At 62.8% G+C, this 16,928-nt stretch carries 12 protein-coding genes and 1 tRNA gene; 3 read left to right on the plus strand and 10 right to left on the minus strand.

Going from position 1 to position 16,928, the window contains the following annotated elements:
* The first annotated feature begins 1 nt into the window (after position 1).
* Entirely contained in the window at positions 2-2,659 is a 2,658-nt protein-coding gene (locus DYI37_RS02540) for an MGH1-like glycoside hydrolase domain-containing protein (protein WP_116681598.1), read from the plus strand.
* A gap of 67 nt (positions 2,660-2,726) precedes the next feature.
* Here DYI37_RS02540 and DYI37_RS02545 read toward each other — a convergent pair whose 3' ends face one another.
* The 3 genes from DYI37_RS02545 to DYI37_RS02555 form a co-directional block, all read right to left on the minus strand.
* Positions 2,727-3,485: a glutamine amidotransferase-related protein gene (locus tag DYI37_RS02545; RefSeq protein ID WP_158555062.1), complete on the minus strand. Its 759-nt coding sequence runs from the start codon at positions 3,483-3,485 to the stop codon at positions 2,727-2,729.
* Positions 3,486-3,671: 186 nt separating this feature from the next.
* Positions 3,672-4,133: a 50S ribosomal protein L19 gene (gene rplS, locus DYI37_RS02550; protein ID WP_116681600.1), complete on the minus strand. Its 462-nt coding sequence runs from the start codon at positions 4,131-4,133 to the stop codon at positions 3,672-3,674.
* Between the two features lie 157 nt (positions 4,134-4,290).
* Complete coding sequence (locus tag DYI37_RS02555; RefSeq protein WP_245413743.1) at positions 4,291-5,835, minus strand: L,D-transpeptidase family protein; 1,545 nt, start codon at positions 5,833-5,835, stop codon at positions 4,291-4,293.
* A 267-nt stretch (positions 5,836-6,102) separates the two neighbouring features.
* Here DYI37_RS02555 and DYI37_RS02560 point away from each other — a divergent pair, with 267 nt between their 5' ends.
* Positions 6,103-6,363, plus strand: coding sequence for a DUF3297 family protein (locus DYI37_RS02560; RefSeq protein ID WP_116681602.1), 261 nt, complete (start codon positions 6,103-6,105; stop codon positions 6,361-6,363).
* A 212-nt stretch (positions 6,364-6,575) separates the two neighbouring features.
* Here DYI37_RS02560 and DYI37_RS02565 read toward each other — a convergent pair whose 3' ends face one another.
* From DYI37_RS02565 to DYI37_RS02595, 7 genes are all read right to left on the minus strand, one after another.
* Positions 6,576-6,851, minus strand: coding sequence for an HU family DNA-binding protein (locus tag DYI37_RS02565; protein WP_116681603.1), 276 nt, complete (start codon positions 6,849-6,851; stop codon positions 6,576-6,578).
* A 169-nt stretch (positions 6,852-7,020) separates the two neighbouring features.
* Positions 7,021-9,444 (minus strand): endopeptidase La, encoded by a 2,424-nt coding sequence (gene lon / locus DYI37_RS02570; RefSeq protein WP_116681604.1) that lies wholly within the window; start codon positions 9,442-9,444, stop codon positions 7,021-7,023.
* A 272-nt stretch (positions 9,445-9,716) separates the two neighbouring features.
* Complete coding sequence (gene clpX, locus DYI37_RS02575; RefSeq protein ID WP_116681605.1) at positions 9,717-10,985, minus strand: ATP-dependent Clp protease ATP-binding subunit ClpX; 1,269 nt, start codon at positions 10,983-10,985, stop codon at positions 9,717-9,719.
* Positions 10,986-11,198: 213 nt separating this feature from the next.
* Positions 11,199-11,837 carry an ATP-dependent Clp protease proteolytic subunit gene (locus DYI37_RS02580; RefSeq protein WP_116681606.1) on the minus strand — a complete coding sequence of 213 codons (639 nt, stop codon included), beginning with the start codon at positions 11,835-11,837 and terminating at the stop codon, positions 11,199-11,201.
* 172 nt (positions 11,838-12,009) lie between these two features.
* The gene (locus tag DYI37_RS02585; RefSeq protein ID WP_245413744.1) at positions 12,010-14,421 is read right to left on the minus strand and encodes a mechanosensitive ion channel domain-containing protein; all 2,412 of its coding nucleotides are present in this window, start codon (positions 14,419-14,421) and stop codon (positions 12,010-12,012) included.
* Positions 14,422-14,622: 201 nt separating this feature from the next.
* Complete coding sequence (tig, locus tag DYI37_RS02590) at positions 14,623-15,984, minus strand: trigger factor (protein WP_116681607.1); 1,362 nt, start codon at positions 15,982-15,984, stop codon at positions 14,623-14,625.
* A 74-nt stretch (positions 15,985-16,058) separates the two neighbouring features.
* Positions 16,059-16,143 (minus strand) — tRNA-Leu (locus DYI37_RS02595).
* Positions 16,144-16,588: 445 nt separating this feature from the next.
* Here DYI37_RS02595 and DYI37_RS02600 point away from each other — a divergent pair.
* Positions 16,589-16,732, plus strand: a complete 144-nt coding sequence (locus tag DYI37_RS02600; RefSeq protein ID WP_116681608.1) for a DUF1127 domain-containing protein — start codon at positions 16,589-16,591, stop codon at positions 16,730-16,732.
* Positions 16,733-16,928 lie beyond the last annotated feature (196 nt).

Raw genomic sequence — 16,928 nt, forward strand, 5'->3', positions numbered from 1 at the left:
GATGGAAACGCCCGACGGGTCGCGATCGCCGATCTTCGATACGGTCGAGGGCGAGCGCATCGCGCAGGCCCGCGAAGACGGCTGGCGGCGCTGGGGGCCCTATCTCGCCGAGCGCCAATGGGGAACTGTGCGCGAGGATTACAGCGCCGATGGCGAGGCCTGGTCCTATCTGCCCCATGACCATGCCCGCTCGCGCGCCTATCGCTGGGGCGAGGACGGCATTGCCGGCTTTTCGGACGAGCATCAGACCTGGTGCCTGTCGCTCGCCCTCTGGAATGGCGCCGACCCGATCCTCAAGGAGCGCATGTTCGGCCTCGCCAATGCAGAAGGCAATCACGGCGAGGACGCGAAGGAGCTTTGGTGGCATATCGATGCGGTGCCGAGCCACGCATGGCAGCGAATGCTCTACCGCTATCCGCAGGCACCGTTTCCCTACGAGGATCTGATCGCGGAGAATGCTCGCCGCCGGGGCCGGGACGAGCCCGAATACGAGCTGGAGGATACCGGCGTCCTGTCCGGCGATCGCTTCTTCGACGTGACCGTGGACTATGCGAAGGCCACGCCCGGCGAGATCCTGATGCGCGTCACGATCGTCAATCGCGGACCCGAAGCCGCCACGATCCATGTCATCCCGCAGCTCGTCGCCCGCAATATCTGGAGCTGGCGCGAAGGCGCACCGAAGCCGCAGATCACCCAGGAGACGGACGCCGCCATTCGTGCGGTTCATCCCGTCTTCGAGGAGATGCGCTTCGAAGCCCTCCAGCCTGCGACCTGGCTTTTCTGCGAGAACGAGACCAATGTCCGGCGGCTCTATGGCGAGACCGCCGAGGGCGCATTCAAGGACGCGATCAACGATCATATCGTCGGCGGCGATCCGGCATCCCTGCCCCGGTCCGGCACGAAATGCGCCGCATGGTCGGTTCATGAACTGGCGCCCGGTGAAAGTCTCTCTCTACGCTATCGCTTCGCACCTCCATCGGTCGTTCCACTCGACGCCTCCAGCTTCGATCGTCTCGCATCCGAGCGGCAGGAGGAGGCGGACGCCTTCTATGCGGCGTTACAACGTGGCATCGCGGACGAGGATGCGCGGCTCGTCCAGCGCCGGGCGCTTGCCGGTCTTCTGTGGTCCAAGCAGACCTATCGCTACAATGTGAAGCGGTGGCTCGACGGTGACCCGGCGCAGCCTGCACCGCCGAAGGCGCGTCTTGCGGGACGCAACGCCGAATGGACGAACCTCGACAACAGCGAGGTGATCCTGATGCCGGACACCTGGGAATATCCCTGGTACGCATCCTGGGATCTCGCCTTCCATGCGATGGCGGCGGCCATCGTCGATCCGGACCTTGCCAAAGAGCAGCTGCTGCTCCTGACGCGCGAATGGTACATGCATCCGAGCGGGCAAATCCCGGCCTACGAATGGAATTTCGGCGATGCCAATCCACCGATCCAGGCCTTCGCTGCCCTGCGGGTGTTTCGCATGGACCGGGCAGCGACCGGCAAACCCGATCTCGACTTCCTGGAACGGCTCTTCCACAAACTGACGATCAACTTCACCTGGTGGGTGAACCGGAAGGATTCGCGCGGACGCAATCTCTTCCAGGGCGGCTTTCTCGGCCTCGACAATATCGGTGTCTTCGACCGCTCGGCGCCGGTGCCTGGCGGCGGAACGCTGGAGCAGGCCGATGGCACGGCCTGGATGGCGATGTATGCCCTCAATCTCATGCGCATGGCGCTGGAACTTGCGACGCGCAATCCGGTCTACGAGGACGTCGCGACCAAATTCTTCGAGCATTTCCTGGTTATCGCCTCGGCCATGGCCCGGGTCGGGCGCAAGGAGGAGGATGGCGACGGGAACGGTCTGTGGAACGAGGAGGACGGCTTCTTCTTCGACGAACTCGTTCTGCCTGACGGCAGCGAGGAAACGCTGCGGGTTCGCTCCCTTGTCGGTCTCATTCCCCTCTGCGCCGTGGAAGTCCTCGACGCAGGGCTTGCCGACCGACATCCCGATTTCGCCCGCCGGCTCGGCTGGATGCTGCGCCACCGTCCGGACCTGACCGGGCAGGTGTCCCACTATGAAGATCGCGGCCAGGACGCCCGGCTTCTCCTCTCGCTCCTGCGCGCCCATCGCATGAAGGCGATCCTGAACCGGATGCTGGACGAGACGGAGTTCCTGTCGCCCTTCGGCATCCGTTCGCTCTCCAAGGCTCATGCTGCGTCGCCCTATACGTTCGATTGCGACGGCATCAGCGCCAGCGTCGACTACGAACCGGGCACTTCGACATCCGGGATCTTCGGCGGCAATTCGAACTGGCGCGGCCCGGTCTGGATGCCGCTCAACGTCATGCTCGTCGAAGCTCTCGAAGAGTTCGATCGCTTTTATGGGGACGGCCTCAAGGTGGAGTGTCCGACCGGATCGGGCCGTATGGCCAGCCTGTCCGAGGTCGCGGCCGAGCTCTCCCGACGCCTGACGGGACTCTTCCTGAAGGGTGGCGACGGGACGCGCCCTGCCCTCGGCGGCCCGGCGCCTCGAGCGGCGGACGGCAGCGAGCTCATCCTCTTCAACGAATACTTTCACGGCGATACCGGCCTCGGCCTCGGCGCATCCCACCAGACGGGCTGGACCGCGCTCGTCGCCTTACTGCTTCAGAAGCAGGGCTGACCCGGACGTCGCAAATTCGGACGTTCCCGGTGCCAGTGCCGGTGCCGGTGGCGGTGCGAGGCGGCCATCAGGCCGATCCGGCGCTCGCTGGTACCGGCGCTTCGTCAGCCGAACGCGATGCCTTTCGAAGGAAGGCGACGATCTGATCGGCGATCATGCCGGAATCAGTGGAAAGACTTGCGAGACGATCCCGCGCATCGTCGATCGTTCTGCCGTCGATCCCGTCCCCGGCGAGTTCCTCCACCAGATCTGCGACGTAATCCTTCGGAAACTCCGGATGGGCCTGGATCGTCAGCGCCTTGTCGCCATAGACGAGAACGCCCGCCGGGCAGAAGGTCGAAGATGCGACGACACTCGCGCCTTCGGGTATGCGTGTCACCTGATCCTGATGGACGGCGGACAGGGCGAAGTGGTCCGGGGCGTCTCCCATCCAGTCGGGCCGACTTTCCAGCATGTAGCGATGGACGCCGAGACCCCAACCCTCGTTCGCCCGGCGGACCTCGCCGCCCATGGCCTGCGCGAGGATCTGATGACCGAAGCAGATGCCGACGATCGGTCCGCCGCGCTCCATCACGTCCCTCAGGAACGCCTCCAACCGCAACATCCAGGGTAGGCGATCGAAGGCCGTATAACGCGAGCCCGTCACGAGCCAGGCATCGCACTCCTCTACCGAATTCGGAAAGACATCGTCGAGAACCGTATAGACCTTGAAGCGAAGGGACGGATCGGCGCGCGAAAGAAGGCGCTCGAACATCTCGGGATAACTCCCGTGCTTGTCGCGCAGCCTGTCACGATTGCGTCCGGCTTCGAGAATTCCGATCAGCATGGGTCCTCTCATCCTTTCAGATGCGTCCATCGGGACGCCTATCGATCGATACAACGAAGCGTAGCGGAGGCACCTAATCCTGCCAGATCGACGAGAGGACGCCACAGCGCTCCCGACATGAAAAAGGGCGGCTCCGTTCGGAACCGCCCTTTTTCGAAACTGACAGCCACGAGGCCGCGCGAAATATTACTCCGCGGCGTTCGCCTTCGCGGCTTCCTTCTCGGCCTTCACCTGATCGCGCTGATCAGCTGCGACCTGACGCGCCTCTTCGTTCAGCTTGCGCGCACGCACGTTCGTCGCCTCGACGATACGAGCGGACTTACCGCGGCGATTGCGAAGATAGTAGAGCTTGGCGCGGCGGACCTTGCCGCGGCGCACGACGTCGACCGAATCGAGGATCGGGGACGACACCGGGAACACGCGCTCGATGCCCTCGCCGTAGGAGATCTTGCGAACCGTGAAGTTCTCCTGAAGTCCGCTGCCCGAGCGGGCGATGCAGACGCCCTCATAGGCCTGGACGCGGGTGCGGGTGCCTTCGGTGACGCGAACGTTCACGCGAACCGTGTCGCCCGGGGAGAATTCCGGGATCTGACGGATGGCGGCGATGCGCTCGGCTTCGGCGGCTTCGAGTTCCTGAATGATATTCATGGCATAGCCTCAATTCGTTGCATTCCGGAGCGGATAAGACCCCGACATGGCCGATCAAACGGCTCTGTTCTTGTGAGGAAATCGAGGTGTCGTTACACCATGCCCGTCCATTTGTCACGCCCGCCAAGGAAGAAATCGGCCTCGGCGGGCGCTCGTCTCAATCCACGAATTCGACGGTCACGCCGGGCTTGACCATCTTCGCGAGTTCATAGGCATCCCAGTTGGTCAGACGCACGCAGCCATGGCTGTTCGTCTTGCCGATCTTGGACGGCTCCGGCGTACCGTGGATGCCGTAGGTCGGCTTGGACAGGGCGATCCAGACCGAGCCGACCGGGCCGTTCGGGCCGGGCGGGATGGTAAGAACCTTGTCGTTTTCGCCCTGTTTGAAATTGATCTTCGGGTTGTAGGTGTAGTTCGGATCGAAGGCGATCCGGTTCACCTGCACCGTCCCGGAGGGTGACGGCGTGGAGGACGAACCGATGGTCGACGGATAGGCCGCGATGAGATCGCCCATCGCATCGTAGACGCGCACCTGTTCGCGCCCCTTGTCGGCGACGATTCGCGCGACCTTGCCGGTCACGTTCTGCCCCACGCTCATCACCTTGATTCGCGTGCCGGCACGCGTGAAGTCGGCGCCGGGATTGATCGCCTTCAGATAGTCCTCGTCCATATGGAACTGCTCGGCGAGCTTCTCGGTCGGCGTCTCGAAGCTCATATGGTCGAGTTGCGCTTTCTCGGCATAGTCGGTCGGGATCGAGGCGACGAAGGGCCCCGCAACGTCCTCGGCGGTCAATTCGTAGGTGACGACCGCCGGGCCGCCCGTGCGATCCAGCTCCTCGGCAAGCGCCCGGCTGTCGCCCGTCGAGAGCTTTCGGCCGTACTTCTCCTCATAGGCGGCGACGGCCTTGTTGACGTTCGAGCCCATGCGTCCGTCGATGACGCCCGGGCTCATCCCGGCACGATCGAGGATGACTTGGAGAGCTGCGACCGCCGCCTTCTTGTCCGGACCCTGAGGTGTTGCGACCTGAGGTGCGGGATCGGTCTCCTGGATCGTCTGTTCGCGGAATTGCTGATCGAGGAATTCTCCGACCGAGGATGCGCCGTCGTTCACGATCGGCGCGCCGGGAGCCGGCAGTTCCGCCACATCGGAGCTTTGCGGCGTCAGCGGCGGCACGTCACTCTGAGGCGTCAGCGGCGGCACCTCGCCCTGCGGGGTCAGAGGCGGAACCTCGCTCTGCGGCAGTTCGGCGGACTGAGTCTCAGGAGCGGCATCCATGAGGCCACCATCCGGCGCCGGCAGCGGCGAGGCCTCCACCGGGCCGCTTTCGTAGCGACGATTGTCGTAGGGATCGATCGTATTCGGAGCCTGGTCGAAGCCTCCACCATTGCCGAACCCCTGCTGGCCCGGCTCGATGAAGGCCGGACCTTCCAGCGTCACGCCGGGAGGCGGGGGACGATCGAAGACCTGGCTCCCACGGCTGTCGAACTGCGCTCCGCCCTGCGGCGCGCGGTCCGGCTGAATGACCGCGACCACGCGGCCGTTGATGTCCAGAAAGACTTCGCGTCCGTACTCGTCGATGAAGGATTCGACCGCCTGCGAGGGGATGCCGTTGGGAAGATAACGCTGCTGCGCGTTCACAGTCCCGCTTGCCGCCAGAACGCAGCTTATGATCGCGCCCGCACTCAGAACGCTCTGCGACAAGGACTTCTTCGGCCCGCGACCCATTCGGTTTCATCCCCATTTCGATCATCCGCGGACCGCTTCGCACGACGGCATTCATGCACGTCGAAAACCGATACCGCCGGTTCTGGATCGCTTATGCCGACTGAACCAGACATGAAGATGGCCATGGCGGCCCGGAGCTTGCATCGACCTTTCCAAATGACGCGGCTTGTCCTCGGCCGAGCCATGCCGCTATCGAAGGGCATTCGTCGGCCGAGCCGATCAATTCGCAGAAGGAAACCATCCATGACCACCGCATTGCCGGACCGCCTCTCCATCGATCCAGACAGCCCGCATTACGACGAGGAGGTCCTCGGTCAGGATATCGGCGTGATCTTCAACGGGAAAGAGAAGACCAATGTCGAGGAGTATTGCGTTTCCGAAGGATGGATCAAAGTCCAGGCCGGCAAGTCGCGCGACCGGCACGGCAACCCGCTCAAGATCAAGTTGAAGGGTACGGTCGAGCCTTACGTGAAGGACGCGAGCGTCGAAAGCACCGACGACTGAGCGATGCCGGATGGAGGGCGAAGTCGGCGGCAGATCGCACTTCGCCCGCCCGGCGCATCAGGCAGGCCTCATCGATCGATCGAGTGCGTGGAAGGCGGCGAAAAGATCCGGTCGCCAAATACGAAAAAGGCTTCCGTCGTCGCTTGCGCGGCGGGAAGCCTTGGATGGAAGGCAGTCGGCGCCGCGCAAGCGGCACCGGAGCCAACCGGATCTTACTTGTTGACCGAGTCCTTGAGACCCTTGCCCGGCGTGAACTTCGGAACGTTGCGAGCGGGAATGTCGACTTCGGCGCCGGTCGAAGGGTTGCGGCCCTTGGAGGCGTTACGATGGGTGACGGCGAAGGTGCCGAAGCCAACGAGACGGATGTCGCCGCCGTCAGCCAGCGTCTCCTCGATCGTCGCGAAAACGGCGTCGACTGCAGCGGTCGCCTGCTGCTTGGAAAGATCGGCTTTTTCCGAAACCGCGCTTACGAGTTCGTTCTTGTTCATAGGATACAATCTCCAGGCTTTAGACTCACTGCGCTACGATCGCGCCGATGGTGGTGGAATGTGGCCTAGAAAAGCCCCTACAGCAACGTCTGGGCGCCCCGCATTGGCCGGAAACTCGTGAAATTTCCGATCTTCTGCGGGGCGCCCGGTTAAAACTGCTACGGTGCGCTTAGTGTGCAACAGCCGTTGCGCCATCCTCTTCGAGCGGCGGACGGTTCTGAAGCGGCTCGTCTTCCTCGGACCACTCGACGGCTTCCGGCTGGCGAACGAGGGCGTGGGAGAGAACCTCGCCCATGCGCGAGACGGGGACGATTTCCAGATTGTTCTTCACGTTGTCCGGAATATCCGCCAGATCCTTGGCGTTTTCCTCCGGTATGAGAACCTTCTTGATACCCCCGCGGAGAGCCGCGAGCAGCTTCTCTTTGAGACCGCCGATCGGGAGCACGCGCCCCCGAAGGGTGATCTCGCCGGTCATCGCGATATCGCGCCGAACCGGGATACCGGTCAGCACGGAGACGATCGCGGTGGCCATCGCGGTTCCCGCCGACGGACCGTCCTTGGGCGTCGCACCTTCGGGCACGTGGACGTGAATGTCCCGCTTCTCGAAGAGCGGCGGCTTCACCCCGTAATCGAGGGCACGTGAGCGCACATAGGACGCGGCAGCCGAGATCGACTCCTTCATCACGTCCTTCAGGTTGCCCGTGACCGTCATCTTGCCCTTGCCGGGCATCATGATGCCTTCGATCGTCAGGAGCTCGCCGCCGACTTCCGTCCAGGCAAGCCCGGTGACGACGCCCACCTGATCCTCGAGTTCGGCCTCGCCGTAGCGATAGCGGGCGACGCCGAGATAGTCGGAGATGTTCTCCTTCGTGACATGGACCTTCGAGGTCTCACCCTTGAGGATCGAGGTGACCGCCTTGCGGGCGAGCGTCATCAGCTCACGTTCGAAGTTACGGACACCGGCTTCCCGGGTGTAGCGGCGAGCGATCTCGTAGAGCGCGCTGTCGTCCACCGAGAACTCCTCCGCCTTCAGCGCATGATCGCGGATCGCCTTCTGCAGCAGATGCCGCTTGGCGATCTCGACCTTCTCGTCCTCGGTGTAGCCGGCGATCCGGATGACCTCCATCCGGTCCATGAGCGGGCCCGGGATGTTCAGCGTGTTCGCCGTCGTCACGAACATCACCGGCGAGAGGTCGTATTCGACCTCCAGATAGTGGTCCATGAACGTGGAGTTCTGCTCCGGATCCAGCACCTCGAGCAGCGCCGACGACGGATCGCCGCGGAAGTCCTGGCCCATCTTGTCGATCTCGTCGAGAAGGAACAGCGGGTTGGACTTCTTTGCCTTCTTCATCGACTGGATGATCTTGCCCGGCATCGAGCCGATATAGGTCCGCCGATGACCGCGGATCTCAGATTCGTCGCGCACACCGCCGAGAGCCATCCGCACATATTCGCGGCCGGTCGCCTTGGCGATCGACTTGGCGAGCGAGGTCTTGCCGACGCCCGGAGGGCCGACGAGGCAGAGGATCGGACCCTTCAGCTTGTTCTGCCGGCTCTGGACCGCGAGATATTCGACGATGCGCTCCTTGACCTTGTCGAGGCCGTAATGATCGCCGTCGAGGATCGCCTCGGCCTTGTTGAGATCGATCTTCACGCGCGACTTGGAGCCCCAGGGCAATCCGAGCAGCCAATCGAGATAGTTGCGCACCACCGTCGATTCGGCGGACATCGGCGACATCTGCTTGAGCTTCTTGAGCTCGGCATTGGCCTTGTCCGACGCTTCCTTGGAGAGCTTCGTCTTCTTGATGCGCTCCTCCAGTTCGGCCATCTCGTCGCGGCCGTCCTCGCCGTCGCCGAGCTCCTTCTGGATCGCCTTCATCTGCTCGTTCAGATAGTATTCCCGCTGGGTCTTCTCCATCTGACGCTTCACGCGCGAACGGATCCGCTTCTCCACCTGAAGAACGGAGATCTCCGACTCCATGAAGCCGAGCGCCTTTTCCAGCCGCGCCTTGACCGAGGTCAACGACAGCATGTCCTGCTTCTCGGGAAGCTTGATCGCGAGATGGGAGGCGATCGTGTCGGCGAGCTTCGAATAGTCCTCGATCTGCGTGGCCGCACCGACGACCTCGGGAGAGATCTTCTTGTTCAGCTTCACGTAGTTCTCGAACTCCGACACGACCGAGCGCGCCAGGGCCTCGAGTTCGACATCGTCGTCCTCGTCGTCGACGACGACGGAGGCCTCGGCCTCATACCACTCCTGCCGATCAGAGAAGCGCTCGATCCTCGCACGGGACATGCCCTCGACGAGCACCTTGACCGTGCCGTCGGGCAGCTTGAGCAGCTGCAGGACGTTGGCCAGCGTTCCGATATCGTAGATCGCGTCGGCCGAGGGATCCTCGTCGCCGGCATTCATCTGCGTGGCCAAGAGGATCTGCTTGTCCGCGCCCATGACCTCTTCGAGCGCCTTGATCGATTTCTCGCGCCCGACGAAGAGCGGAACGATCATGTGCGGGAAAACGACGATGTCGCGGAGCGGAAGCACCGGATAAAGGTTGCGTTCGGTCCCGTCCCGGCTTTCCGGCAAATTGGACATGGAATTTCCTTTCTACGGCGTCTGCCGTCTGATCGGCCCTTCGGCATGACCCTCGTTCAAGCGGTCCCGCCGAATGCCATCGTCACCGGCGAATGTGGGGCCCGAACACCGGGTTTGCAAGCGCTCTGAGCGTTACAGAACTGTCGTTCGCGAAGCTTTCCAGCCTTCTGAAATCGCACGGTTCGCTCGACTCATCCAGCTCGGCGAAAAGCAAAACCCGCCGCATGGGGACCATGCGACGGGCTCGCCGAACTCGTTCAGAATGTCTGCGGTCAGGCGCTGACATTCTCCTTCTCGTCCTTGCGTTCCGAGTAGATGTAGAGGGGGCGGGCATTTCCGGCGATCACATCGTCGGACACCACCACCTCCTGCACACCCTCGAGTGTCGGCAGATCGAACATCGTGTCGAGCAGCGTGGCCTCCATGATCGAACGCAGACCGCGTGCACCGGTCTTGCGTTCGATCGCCTTGCGAGCGATCGCGCGCAGGGCTTCGTCCTGGAAGGTCAGCTGCACGCTCTCCATGTCGAAGAGCCGCTGATACTGCTTGACCAGCGCGTTCTTGGGCTCGCGCAGGATCTGGACCAGCGCCGTTTCATCGAGGTCCTCGAGCGTCGCAAGCACCGGCAGACGACCGACGAACTCCGGAATGAGACCGAACTTCAGGAGATCCTCGGGCTCGACCTGGCGGAAGAGTTCACCCGAACGACGATCGTCGGGCGCCTCGACATTCGCCGCGAACCCGATCGACGTCTTGCGACCGCGGTCGGAGATGATGCGATCGAGACCCGCGAACGCACCGCCGCAGATGAACAGGATGTTCGAGGTATCCACTTGCAGGAATTCCTGCTGCGGATGCTTGCGCCCGCCCTGCGGCGGCACGGAGGCGACGGTGCCTTCCATGATCTTGAGCAGAGCCTGCTGCACGCCCTCGCCCGACACGTCGCGCGTGATGGACGGGTTGTCGGATTTACGGCTGATCTTATCGATCTCGTCGATATAGACGATGCCGCGCTGCGCGCGCTCGACATTATAGTCGGCCGACTGGAGCAGCTTCAGGATGATGTTCTCGACATCCTCGCCGACATAGCCCGCCTCGGTCAGCGTCGTCGCGTCCGCCATGGTGAACGGAACGTCGATGATCCGCGCGAGCGTCTGCGCGAGCAGCGTCTTGCCGCAGCCCGTCGGGCCGATCAGCAGGATGTTCGACTTCGCCAGCTCGACATCGTTGTTCTTCGACGCGTGCGCGAGGCGCTTGTAATGGTTATGGACCGCGACCGAGAGGACCTTCTTGGCGTGGAACTGACCGATCACGTAATCGTCGAGGACACCGATGATCTCCTGCGGAGACGGCACGCCGTCCCGGGATTTCACCATCGAGGATTTGTTTTCCTCGCGGATGATGTCCATGCACAGTTCGACACACTCGTCGCAGATGAAGACCGTCGGCCCGGCGATCAGCTTACGGACTTCGTGCTGGCTCTTTCCGCAGAAAGAGCAATAGAGCGTGTTCTTGGAGTCGCCGCCGCTCGTTTTGCTCATGCGTCTTTCCTTTCGGTTCGGGCTTGCGCGAAAAGCCCGTCTCTGATCCGCTCCAACTTAATGACTGACGCGCAGCTTAGCAAAGTCGGTGGCAGTTTTGCGACGTTTCGTCTTCGATTCCGATTTCCGGAATCGATCATCTCTCAATCGTCTTGAGCGGCGCTTAACGTCGACACGCAAGCGCCGCCTTTCCGGTTTCGGCCGAAGGTCCGCTCAGGTGGCCGGCGGCGTGACACCCTCCAGATCGGCTCGCGACGAGTAGACCTTGTCGATCAGCCCGAACTCCTTCGACTCGTCGGCGGTCAGGAAGTGATCGCGGTCGAGCGTGCGTTCGATCGTCTCGTAGTCCTGCCCGGTGTGCTTCACATAGGTCTCGTTGAGACGACGCTTGAGCTTGATGATGTCCTGGGCGTGACGCTCGATGTCGGAGGCCTGGCCCGAGAAGCCGCCGCTCGGCTGATGGACCATGATTCGTGCGTTCGGCGTCGCGAACCGCATGCCCTTCTCGCCAGCGCAGAGCAGGAGCGAGCCCATGGAGGCCGCCTGGCCGATGCAGAGGGTGGAGACGGCCGGACGGATGAACTGCATCGTGTCGTAGATCGCCATGCCGCTCGTCACCACGCCGCCCGGCGAGTTGATGTAGAGCGCGATCTCCTTCTTCGGGTTTTCGGCCTCGAGGAAGAGAAGCTGTGCGCAGACCAGGGTCGCCATCGAGTCCTCGATCGGGCCGGTGATGAAGATCACCCGTTCCTTGAGGAGGCGCGAGAAGATGTCGTAGGCGCGCTCGCCGCGATTGGTCTGCTCCACCACCATGGGCACGAGGTTCATGGCGGTTTCGACGGGATGGGTCATTGGGTAACGATCTCGCTGATGGCTTGGCGCATCGGTTCGTCGCGAGCCGATGCGAATCGTGTGGTGGTCTCTGTCCTGTCGTAAATAGGACCGAGGCCGGGCGCGATGCAAGGCGGGCCCGCCGATCGCGAGACGATCGGCGGTGGTGCGACGTCGACGGGGCGATCGAGGATCAGCCTCGTCCGTCGCCCGAGGCGTCGATGTCGCTTTCGCCAGGCGGAATGTGCTTTCCGTTCGCATCGGTCGTTCCGTAGTCCGAGTGGCGTTCGGAGCCCGGCTCACCGGCCTCGGCGGAACGCTCGCCCGGCGAGGGCTCGGCTTCGATTCGCGGAGCCTCTCCCGGAGCCTCGATCTCGCCCGCCATGCGGATCGGCGGGGCATTGCCCTTGCGATCCTCGCCGAACCAGACCGTCATGTGCGGGAACGGGATCTCGATGCCGCGCTCGTCGGCCATCCGCTTGATGATGCCGCGATAGGCACGACCGATGCCCCACTGGGTGCCCGGCTTCGTCATCACGCGGCCCCGCATGACGACGGCCGAGTCGCCGAGCTCCTGAACGCCCCACATATCCATCTCGCCGATGAGGTTCTCGGCGACGGAGGTCGTCTTCAGTTCAGCGAAGGCGTCGACCATCATCTGTTCGACGTCTTCGAGGTTCTCGCGATACGCGACACCGATATCGGCGACGTAGTAGGCGAAGTCCTTCGAGAAGTTCGAGACCTGATCGACCGAAGAGAACGGGATGAGGCACCAGGTGCCGTCGACCGTGCGGATGCCGACGGAACGGACCGTCAACTGTTCCACCGTTCCGCTGACGCCGTTCACCTCGACGATGTCGCCTTCGTTCATGGCGTTCTGGATCTGGATGAACGCACCGGTGATGATGTCCTGCACGAATTTCTGTGCGCCGAAACCGATGGCTAGACCGACCACACCGGCACCGGCGAGTAGCGGCGCGATATCGATGCCGAGCTGGCTGAGAACCAGCATCGAGACGATCACGACCATGGCGATCGTGAAGGCGTTGCGGAACAGGGACAGCAGCGTCCGCTCGCGTGCGGTCGGGATGGTCCCGTAATTCGGATTGAGGCGATATTCGATCCAGGACGAGACCGCGATGTAGATCGCAACGCCGACGAACAGGATGATGCCGGCTCCGATCAAGCCGCCGACGAAGCTTTGGCCGACCGAACTCGACAGCCAGGTCGAGTAGCTGGCGATCGACCAGGCCTCCAGGACATAGGCGAGAACGGCGATCACGACGAAGATTCGGATCACGGTCAAAACGTTCGGAATGAAGCTGTTGATGCGCTTTTCGAGCAGCGGCAGCTTTTCCTTCGTCGATTGCGGGATCGGGATGCCTCTCGCGATCCAGCGGCTGAGGATCGACACGATGAGGCCGCCGATCGCCATCGCCGCGATCGTCTTCAGCGTACCGGCCGCGAGGAAGCTCATCCCCTGATCGGGACTGCGAAGCCACACGATGAAGGCTGCCAGCACGAAGCCGATGGCGACGATCCACCAGATCTGCCCGAGGAAGGCGTTGATCTGGGCGGAAACACTGGTGTCGCCCTGCTTCTTGGCGCGCTTCAACCGTTCGCGGACGGTGCCGCGGTTCTTCAGGATGAGGCCGATCGCGAGAAGGACGGAGAAGATGACGACGACGAAGCGCGTCGCATCGGCCGCCTGCACACTCGACGCCGTCCGGATGACCGGGGCCACGAAGAGGAAGGTGTAGCCGAGGATCGAGATGAAGCGCGACAGCCAGAAATACCAGTAGCTCGCCTGCCGGTTGGAGAACGGGGTGAGGCGCAGCGCGGGATAGTTGGGAGACACGAAGGAGGCGAGCGCGACCTTCACCATCTCGATCACGAGGAAGGCGTTGAGGAAGAGCTGCTGGTTGAAGCCCGGTTGTCCGTTCGAGAAGATCGACGCGGCCACGATGCCGCCGGCCCAGGCGAGAAGGATCGAGACCGCATCGATGAGCCCCGACACGATGAGCAGCATGAGCTTGCTCAGCGGGCTCGCATTAATGCTCGTCTGCGCGAGTTTGCGGAAGATCGGCGCCTTGACCAAGCGGCCGAGCAGAAGGATCGCGAAGACGACGATCGCGACGAGCCCCACTGGGAGGATCGCCTCGAAGATCGCCGGCAGATCGAGGGAGGTCGCACCCGAAAGGATGCTCCCTGAGGACCGCAGGCTCGTCAGGACCTCGGTGCCGGTCTCGCTTACATTGCCGATGAAGCCGCGAACGACGTTGGCGATCTGCGCCGGGAGCGTCTGCTCGACCTCACGGGCATCCAGCGCGATCCCGCCGAGCGTCTGCTCGGCCTCCGATTCCGAGCCGTTCGCCTGCGGCTGATAGGCGGCCGCCTTCAGCGTTTCGATCAGCCGGGCGCGTGTCTCGTTGTTCTCGAGAATGGAGATGAGCTCGTCCAGGCTCGCCTGGGCCTTGCTGTCGCTTTCGGAGGTGGACGCTGCGCTGGCGCTCGTCGCCGGCGATGTCTGCGCGTTCACGGGCGCGATGCCGAAAAGAAAGAGGACCGCCGCGATCATCAAGATCGCCTTCGAAAAGCGATGCATGCACATTCCTGTCGTGTTCTGTCTGTCGTGTCCCGAGCCGAACCCGTAGGCGGCAAAACGCTCATGTAGAAAGCTGTTCGGAAATGTCCGCCCCGACTGGCCGACGCCTTTGGCAAGAACGTGACGTTCGGGGCCGATGCAAAGAAAAAGGCCGGCTACCAGCCGACCTTTTTGTCTCGTTCACCGTTCGGTGGCGAAGCGTCACGCGGCGGTGAGTGCCTCGTCCTCTTCGTCCTCGGCCAGGAGCTCTTCCTTGGTGACGACCTTGTCGGTCACGTCCGCTTCGCCGAGGAGCTTGTCGATCACCTTCTCCTCGTAGATCGGCGCGCGAAGGCTCGCGAGGGCATCCGGGTTCTTCTGGTAGAACTCGTAGACCTGCTGCTCCTGTCCTGGATAGCGCCGCAGCTGGTCGAACATCGCGCGCTGCAACTCCTCCTCGGTGACCTGGACGCCTTCCTTCTCACCGATCTCGGACAGGACCAGTCCGAGACGGACCCGGCGCTCGGCGAGCTTCTGATACTCCTCGCGCGCCTTCTCTTCGGTGGTGTCCTCGTCCTCGAAGCTCTTGCCCGACCGCTGCAACTCGGCCTGGACCTGGTTCCAGATGTTGTTGAACTCGGCCTCGACGAGCTTCGTCGGAAGCTCGAAGGAATAGGTCTCGTCGAGGGCGTCGAGGATCTGGCGCTTCACCTTCTGGCGGGTCGCCTGGCCGTACTGGCTTTCGATCTGTTCGCGAACGACCGTGCGCAGGCGCTCCGCCGATTCCAGGCCGAGCTTCTTGGCCAGTTCGTCGTCGATCTCGATCTCGGCCGGAGAGGCCACCGATTTCACGGTCACGTCGAAGGTGGCTTCCTTGCCCGCGAGATCCGGTGCGCCGTAATCCTCGGGGAAGGTGACGACGACCTGCTTCTCGTCACCCGCCGAGACGCCGATCAGCTGATCCTCGAAACCGGGGATGAACTGGCCGGAGCCGATCACGAGATTGGAGTCGTTGGCCGAACCGCCCTGGAACGCCTCGCCGTCGATCTTGCCGACAAAATCGAGGGTCACGCGGTCACCCGTTTCTGCTGCGGCGTCCTTCGGCGCGTACTCACGCGCGTTCTCGGCTACCCGCTTGACCTGCTCCTCGACCTCTTCGTCCGGAACCTCGACGATCGGACGCTCGATCTTGATGCCGCCGGTCGGCTGGAGCTCGAAGCTCGGGAGCTTCTCGTAGGACAGCGTGAACTTGAAGTCGGACTTGCCGGCCAGAACCTTTTCGGCCTCGGCCTCGTCCTCGCTCATGCCGACCTCGGGCTGCATGGCGGACCGCTCGCCGCGTTCGGCGATGACGTTGCGCGGCGTGTCGCGGAGGATTTCGTTGACGATCTCGGCCATGAAGGACTTGCCGTACATCTTGCGCAAGTGGGACACGGGCACCTTGCCGGGACGGAAGCCCTTCAGCTGTACCTTGTCCTTCGCCTCGTGCAGACGGGTCTGAAGCCGCGCCTCGAGGTCCGAGGCCGGTACCACCACCTCGATCTCCCGCTTGAGGCCCTCGGCCTTCGTTTCCGTAACCTGCATTCTCTGTACCTTCTTGTTGTCCTGATAACCTCGGGCCACGGGGCCCTCGGCAACGAAGCGGTTCGTCCTTGAACTGGTGCGGGTGGAGGGACTTGAACCCCCATGCCTCTCGGCGCTTGGACCTAAACCAAGTGCGTCTGCCAGTTCCGCCACACCCGCGAATGGACACACCGGATCTCGACACCCAGTGTGAATCGCGCGCTTCTATATCACCCGCCTATGGGTGGCGAAAGGGCCGTCGATCGCGATCGTTTCCGAAGCCGGCCCGCGGCCAACGCCTCGTCATGGCGACGGAGCCGGCAAAGGACGAGCGGAGATGCGGCCGAAAACCGTGGCATTTCCGCAACTCACCGACCCGTCTCATTTCATTTTCGATCGCTCCACCTCGTCGAGCAACGGCCGCACCCCCGGAAAACTCAACTTCCCGGACGAACTGCCGTCAATTTTTATTGTGCAGTGCACAAACTGCATGGCTCCTATGCGCCCCATCGTCTGGCCAACCCGGCCAGCGCTCACTAGCTTCAGGTCAACGAAGCGAACGGCGGATCAGCCAACCGCTTCAACGCAGTAGACCGGATAGCCGGTCAGCATAAGGCAGGCTTCAATGGATATCATCAAGTCGTACAGGAACTGGCGTCGCTACCAGCAGACCTATCGTGAACTCGATAGCCTCTCGCAGCGCGAACTGAACGATCTCGGGATCTCCCGTGCCGACATTCCGGCGATCGCTCGCCGGGCCGTTGGTTAACGAAAATACACGAAATTTCGCGGCAACCCATCTCCTCCCATAGGGTTATCCGCGAAACCAGGACCATCATCCTCCTCCCATCGATGGTCCCCTCAAAGTCGTCCGTCGGGTCCTCCCCCCGACGGACGCCAGACATCAAAGTTTCGCTTCGGGGCATCCTCCTCCCAGTCCTGAAGCGGATAAGGGGCCTACACTC

Source organism: Fulvimarina endophytica, assembly GCF_003403015.1.
GTDB classification, from domain to species: domain Bacteria; phylum Pseudomonadota; class Alphaproteobacteria; order Rhizobiales; family Rhizobiaceae; genus Fulvimarina; species Fulvimarina endophytica.

Coding starts and splice junctions, on each gene's coding strand:
- DYI37_RS02540 (WP_116681598.1), top strand. CDS start 2: ATGGAAACGCCCGACGGGTCGCGATCGCCGATCTTCGATACGGTCGAG.
- DYI37_RS02545 (WP_158555062.1), bottom strand. CDS start 3,485: ATGCTGATCGGAATTCTCGAAGCCGGACGCAATCGTGACAGGCTGCGC.
- rplS (WP_116681600.1), bottom strand. CDS start 4,133: ATGAATATCATTCAGGAACTCGAAGCCGCCGAAGCCGAGCGCATCGCC.
- DYI37_RS02560 (WP_116681602.1), top strand. CDS start 6,103: ATGACCACCGCATTGCCGGACCGCCTCTCCATCGATCCAGACAGCCCG.
- DYI37_RS02565 (WP_116681603.1), bottom strand. CDS start 6,851: ATGAACAAGAACGAACTCGTAAGCGCGGTTTCGGAAAAAGCCGATCTT.
- lon (WP_116681604.1), bottom strand. CDS start 9,444: ATGTCCAATTTGCCGGAAAGCCGGGACGGGACCGAACGCAACCTTTAT.
- clpX (WP_116681605.1), bottom strand. CDS start 10,985: ATGAGCAAAACGAGCGGCGGCGACTCCAAGAACACGCTCTATTGCTCT.
- DYI37_RS02580 (WP_116681606.1), bottom strand. CDS start 11,837: ATGACCCATCCCGTCGAAACCGCCATGAACCTCGTGCCCATGGTGGTG.
- DYI37_RS02585 (WP_245413744.1), bottom strand. CDS start 14,421: ATGCATCGCTTTTCGAAGGCGATCTTGATGATCGCGGCGGTCCTCTTT.
- tig (WP_116681607.1), bottom strand. CDS start 15,984: ATGCAGGTTACGGAAACGAAGGCCGAGGGCCTCAAGCGGGAGATCGAG.
- DYI37_RS02600 (WP_116681608.1), top strand. CDS start 16,589: ATGGATATCATCAAGTCGTACAGGAACTGGCGTCGCTACCAGCAGACC.